This window comes from Streptomyces sp. AC555_RSS877 (assembly GCF_019049245.1).
GTDB lineage: Bacteria > Actinomycetota > Actinomycetes > Streptomycetales > Streptomycetaceae > Streptomyces.
This window is the reverse complement of the sequence record NZ_JAGMUK010000166.1, coordinates 1-5721: the sequence shown is the minus strand read 5'-3', so window position 1 is coordinate 5721 and position 5721 is coordinate 1. Positions and strand designations below refer to the sequence as shown.

Below are 5721 nucleotides of genomic sequence, written 5' to 3'. Positions count from 1 at the left end.
CAGTCGAGGTAGCCGACGGTGCTGCGGCCGATCCGGGTCAGCAGGAACAGGTGGACCTGGCACCGTATGCCGTCCCAGGCGTCGGCGAGGCGCTGGTGCCCTGCGGCGGCGAACACCGCGTCGTGAAAGGCGATGTCCAGGCGCACCATCTCGAAGGCCACCGACGACGGTTACGTCGTGGGCGGCACCCGCCCTCAAGACCGGCGCCGACGCCGAGTACAAGGTCAGGATCCGGCAGCTCCCGGACGTCGAGGAAGTGGCGTTCAAGACCATCGACACCTACAGCGACGGGAAGGTCTCGCGCTGGATCGAGCTGCCCAAGGGCGGTGAGGAGCCCGAACAGCCCGCCCCGCTGCTCAAGTTGAAGGCGGCCGCACCGGGCGCGAAGCCGATCGCTCCCAGCCCGACCGCGAGCCCGACGCCCAGCCCGACCCCGTCGGTCACTGCGGCGTCTTCCGAGTCCGAAGCCACGGCGGCCGCGGCCGACACGAAGAAGGACGACGACGGAACGCCCATGAGCCTCGTCGTCGGCGGGGTGGTCGTGGCAGTGCTGGTCCTCGGTGCCGGAGCGTGGTGGCCGACGAACCGCCGTACCTCCGCCTCGGGGAGCTGATCCCACCCGGTCCGTGGGACGCGCACGTCCCACGCGCCGGATCAGGACGCGGGCGGAGGGGCCTGCACGAGCCCGGACTGGTAGGCGATGACGACCAGTTGGGCCCGGTCGCGGGCGCCCAGCTTCGTCATCGCGCGATGCACGTGAGTACGTACGGTCAGAGGGCTGACGACTAGGCTCTCGGCGATCTCGTCGTTGGACTTGCCCTCGGCGGCCAGCGCCATGACCTGCCGTTCGCGGGAGGTCAGGGTGGCGAGGAGTTCGGGCATCGCCAGCCGGTCGGCGGGCGTGGGGGCGGCGAGGAAGCGGGTGATGAGGGAGCGCGTGGCGAGCGCGGAGAGCAGGGACTCGCCGACGGACACCGTCCGGATGCCGTCGAGGAGCACGTCGGCGGTGACGTCCTTGCCGAGGAAGCCGCTCGCGCCGGCGTGCAGGGCCCGGGCCACGTACTCGTCGGTCTCGAAGGTCGTGAGGATGAGGACCCGGGTGCCCGAGAGGTCCGGGTCGGCGCAGATCGCGGTGGTGGCGCCCAGACCGTCGGAGCCGGGCATCCGGATGTCCATGAGGACGACGTCGGGGCGGAGGGTGTGGGCGAGTTCGACGGCCTCGTTGCCGTCCGTGGCCTCGCCGACCACCTCCATGTCGTCGCAGGAGTCGATCAGGATCCGGAAGGTCGCTCTCAGCAGGGCTTGGTCGTCGGCGAACAGGACGCGGATGGTCATCTGATTCGGTTCGCTTCCGGGGTCGTAGTTGCGGCCGGGGGCAGGGTCGGGGTCAGAGATGGATCGGCAGTTCGGCGGTGACGCTGAAGCCGCCCTCGGGGCGGGGTCCCGTCCGGACGCGGCCGCCGACGGAGTGGGCACGTTCCCGCATGCCGATGAGGCCGAAGCCGCCGCTCGGGGAGGGTGCCACGGGAGTGTCCCCGGATCCGTCGTCGGTGACCGTGATGGTCAGCCGGTCGTGCGTGTACGCCAGTGTCACCTGCGCGGCCCGCGCGGCCGCGTGCTTGGCCACGTTGGTGAGCGCTTCCTGCACGATCCGGAATGCTGTCAGATCCACGCCCGGTGAGAGCGGCTGCTGTTCGCCCTCGGTGACGATGTCGACCGTCAGCCCGGCGGAGGCGAACGCGGTGGCCAGTTCGGTCAGCCGCCCGAGTCCGGGGGCGGGTTCCAGGGGTGCCTCCGAGTCGTCGGGCCGGCGCAACAGGCCGACGGTGGCCTTCAGTTCGCGCAGCGCGGTGGAGGTGGTGCCGACCAGGTCGGCGAGGACCCGCCCCGTCTGCTCGGGGCGGCTGGCCGCGAGGTGTGCGGCGGTGCCGGCCAGGGCGTTGGCCAGCGCCATGTGGTGGGCGACCACGTCGTGCAGTTCGCGGGCGATGCGCATGCGCTCCTCGGCGACCCGGTGGCGCGCCTCCTCCTCACGAGTGCGCTCCGCGTGTTCGGCGCGGGCCTGCACGGCCTCCAGATAGGCGCTCCGCAGCCGGGAAGCCGTACCCCAGGCGATCGGCAGCACCACCCAGGCGGCGGGGCCGATCGTCTTGAGGGCCAACGGATGGCCGTACCGGTCGAAGAGCATCGCCGTGGCCACCAGCAGGGCGGTGACGGCGAGGCAGTGGACGCGTGCGGTCCTGCGGTCGGTGTGGACGGCCAGCCAGTACAGCGCGGCCATGACCGGTGCCAGCAGCAGCGGGGTGAGCAGATAGCCGACCGCCCCGGCGGTGTTGCCGCAGATCGCGGTCACCGCGACGACGGTACGGGGGTGGCTCCGGTGCCACAGCAGGGCGACGCAGGCGATGCCGCCCAGCAGCACGCCGAGACCGAGCGATCCGTTCGTCCGGGAGTCTGCTGCCGTGGTGAACGCGCTTCCCAGGACCACGGCGGCGTGGAGCTGCACGATCACCACCACGTCGACGACGCGGGGATGGTCCTTGGCGTACCGCTGCCAGCTGGTGATCATCGGACTCTCCGGTGGAAAGTGAGCTGGGGCCATGGTGGGTGACGGCCCGTGCGTACGGCCGACGAGGGCCGTACGTGACGAGCACGGGCGGCCCTCGGGCGCTTACGGGCTGCGGGTCAGATGTGGGCCGACTCCCGGTCGTGCGTGCCGACCACGGTGAGGGGCACGGCGGGCTTCCGGTGGAGGGCCGCGCCCTCCACGTCGATGTCGGGTAGCAGCCGGTCCAGCCAACGGGGCATCCACCAGGCAGCCTTGCCCAGCAGGGCGAGGACCGCCGGAACGAACGCCATACGGACGACGAACGCGTCGAACAGGACTGCCACGGCCAGCCCGAAGCCGATCATCTTGATCATGGATTCACCGGCCCCGATGAATCCGGAGAACACCGCCATCATGATCAGTGCGGCGGCGACCACGACCCGGGCACTGTACCGGAAGCCGGTGACCACGGCCTGGCCGGGCCGGTCGCCGTGCACGTACGCCTCCCGCATACGGGTCACGAGGAAGACCTGGTAGTCCATGGCGAGCCCGAAGACGATACCGACCAGGAAGATCGGCATCATGCTCATGATCGGGCCGGTCGTCTCCAGGCCGAGCACGTCCGCACCCCAGCCCCACTGGAAGACGGCGACGACAGTACCCAGGGCCGCGAGCACCGACAGCAGGAACCCGAGCGCCGCCTTGATCGGCACCAGGACGGACCGGAACACGAGCAGCAGGAGCAGGATCGCCAGACCCACCACGACGATCAGGTACGGGATCAGCGCGTCCTGCATCTTCTGGGCGACATCGATGTTCAGTGCGGTGGTGCCGGTGACGTCGAACTCCGCGCCGGTCGAGACCTCGGTCGCGGGCCGCTCGTCACGGATGGTGTGGACGAGGCCCTTCGTACGCTCACTGGTGGGCGAGTCGGCCGGGACCGCGGAGAAGACCGCGGTGTCCCCGGCCGGGTTGAACCGGGCCGGCGAGACGGACACGACTCCCTCCGTGGCGCCGATCTCCTTGGAGATCTTGGCCACGGCGGTCTTCGCGTCCCGGGCGCCCTTGGCGTCCACGACGATGGTCAGCGGCCCGTTGAAGCCGGGGCCGAATCCGTCGGCGAGCGCGTCGTAGGCACGGCGTTCGGTGGTGGAGGTCGGTTTGGCCTCGTCCCCGGACATGCCCAGCTGCAGGTCCATCACGGGTATCGCGAGTGCGCCGAGTCCGGCGACGGAGGCCAGCAGGACGGGCACGGGTCGGCGCAGGACGAAGCGGGCCCAGCGGCTGCCGCCGTTGTTCTCGCCGCCCTCCTTGATACGTCCGCTCCTGCGGGCCCTGCGCGAGAGAACGGCGTTGGGCCAGAAACCGAGCACGGCCGGGACGAGTGTCAGCGCGATCAGCACACCGACGACGACCGCGCCCGCGGCGGCAAGACCCATCTTGGTCAGCATCGGGACACCGACCACCGAGAGCCCGGCCAGCGCGATGACGACGGTGAGCCCGGCGAAGACGACGGCGGACCCGGCAGTGCCGGCGGCCAGGCCCGCCGCCTCCTGGGGGTGGTGTCCGTTGGCCCGCTCCTCGCGGTAGCGGGAGACGACGAACATCGCGTAGTCGATGCCCACCGCGAGGCCGAGCATCGTGGCCAGCGTCCCGGTCGACGAGGACAGTCCGAACGCGTCGGACAGCGCCATGATCGACGCCATGCTGACGCCGACGCCGAGGACGGCGGTGAGCAGCGGAAGACCGGCGGCAGCCAGCGATCCGAAGGTCATCATCAGCACGACGGCCGCGATCGAGACGCCGATGATCTCCGCCGTAGCGCCTGCCGACGGCTGGGTGGCCAGCGCGGTGCCGCCCACCTCGACGGTCAGCCCCGCGTCACGGGCCTGTTCGACGGCTTTCTCGAGGTGGTTCTTGCCGGCGTCGGTGAGGTCCTCGGCCTTCACCTTGTAGGTGACGGTGGCGTACGCGGTCGTCGCGTCCTTGCTGACCGCCTCGGCCTGGAAGGGATTCACGGCACTGGCAACCTGCGAACCGACGCCGGCCCGCTCGACGAACGCGTCGATGGTCTTCCGGTTGTCGGCGGCCGTGATCTTCTGCCCGCCGTCCGCGATGAAGACGACCCGCGCGTTCGCCCCGTCGGCCGTGGCCCCGGGGAAGCGCTGGTCCATCAGGTCGAACGCCTTCTGGGACTCGATACCGGGCATGGACGACCCCGCGTCGGGTGCCTCGGGCGCCTTGGCGGCGGCGAAGCCGACCGCGGCCAGCACCGCCACCCACAGGAACGTCACGAGCCAACGCCGTCGGAAGGTCAGACGGCCCAGTCGATAGAGAAAAGTAGCCACGGGACGGAGGTCTCCACATCTGGTCTCGGGTACCTCCCAAGACTCCCGGGCAGCGGCGGTCACGTCGTCGTGCGGCTGCCGACACTCTCCCGTACTGGGAACGCAGTACGCCGGTGCCCGGGATGTCCTCCGAGGGCACTACGGGGCACGCTGCGGTCAGCATCGAGGCGTACGGGGAGAGGGGCCTCGCGGTCTCAGAGGTTCCCGTGGTCAGGGGCGGGGCCAGGGCCGCTCGTCGAGGTTCTCGATGTCCGTGTTGAACCGCTTGAGGTACGTGGCGAAGGTGGCGACCTCCTCGGGGTCCAGCGTGCGGCGCAACCGCGTCGGCTCCAGCCAACCGCGGTCCAAAGCCGCGTACAGCGCGCCGGTAGAGGCATTCGTAGAACTCGACCCGAAAGCGGGACAGGATGCCCAATGCGTCGCCTGCGGGCGCGTCGACCGGGAGACTCATACGCAGCGGCCGTTCTCTCGTGCTTCGTGACTCGACATCTCGAAGCGTGGAGAACGGCCGCCCCCGCTGTCCCGGGAAGAACCGCAGATCAGCAGGTCGGGTGACCCGCGAGGATAGACGCCAAGCTCAGCACTCGATCATGGCCGTGAAGGCGGGATGCCTGCCTCCCGGCTCCGTCGGACTCGTGTTCATTGGACGCCCGGGCCGCCTGGCGTCATTCGATCGTCTGCCGACACTCAGGCAGTGGTTCCGGCGACCACGTCGACGGCATGGCGCCGGTGTGCTGCGAAGAGGTCGAGGGCGGTGTTGGTGTCCCGGGCGCGCAGTGCGGTGACGAGTCCGTGGTGCTCGCGCGGGATGCAGTCGAGGTAGCC

Annotated in this window: 5 protein-coding genes; 1 reads left to right on the top strand and 4 read right to left on the bottom strand. The window is 70.4% G+C overall.

Features of this window, described 5'->3' with window-relative positions:
- The coding region (locus KUM49_RS50905) for an FCD domain-containing protein (RefSeq protein WP_374200255.1) at positions 1–149 on the bottom strand (149 nt) is incomplete at its 3' end.
- Between the two features lie 80 nt (positions 150–229).
- Here KUM49_RS50905 and KUM49_RS38240 point away from each other — a divergent pair.
- The gene (locus KUM49_RS38240) at positions 230–613 is read left to right on the top strand and encodes a DUF1775 domain-containing protein (protein WP_308406944.1); all 384 of its coding nucleotides are present in this window, start codon (positions 230–232) and stop codon (positions 611–613) included.
- Positions 614–654: 41 nt separating this feature from the next.
- On the opposite strand, the gene KUM49_RS38235 is transcribed toward KUM49_RS38240, so the two are convergent.
- The 3 genes from KUM49_RS38235 to KUM49_RS38225 all read right to left on the bottom strand — a co-directional run bounded on the left by KUM49_RS38235 (position 655) and on the right by KUM49_RS38225 (position 4896).
- Positions 655–1335, bottom strand: coding sequence for a response regulator transcription factor (locus KUM49_RS38235; RefSeq protein ID WP_217241566.1), 681 nt, complete (start codon positions 1333–1335; stop codon positions 655–657).
- 52 nt (positions 1336–1387) lie between these two features.
- A complete protein-coding gene (locus KUM49_RS38230) occupies positions 1388–2569 on the bottom strand; it encodes a sensor histidine kinase (RefSeq protein ID WP_217241565.1) in 1182 nt (393 codons plus the stop codon).
- A 116-nt stretch (positions 2570–2685) separates the two neighbouring features.
- Positions 2686–4896: an MMPL family transporter gene (locus KUM49_RS38225; RefSeq protein ID WP_217241564.1), complete on the bottom strand. Its 2211-nt coding sequence runs from the start codon at positions 4894–4896 to the stop codon at positions 2686–2688.
- Positions 4897–5721 lie beyond the last annotated feature (825 nt).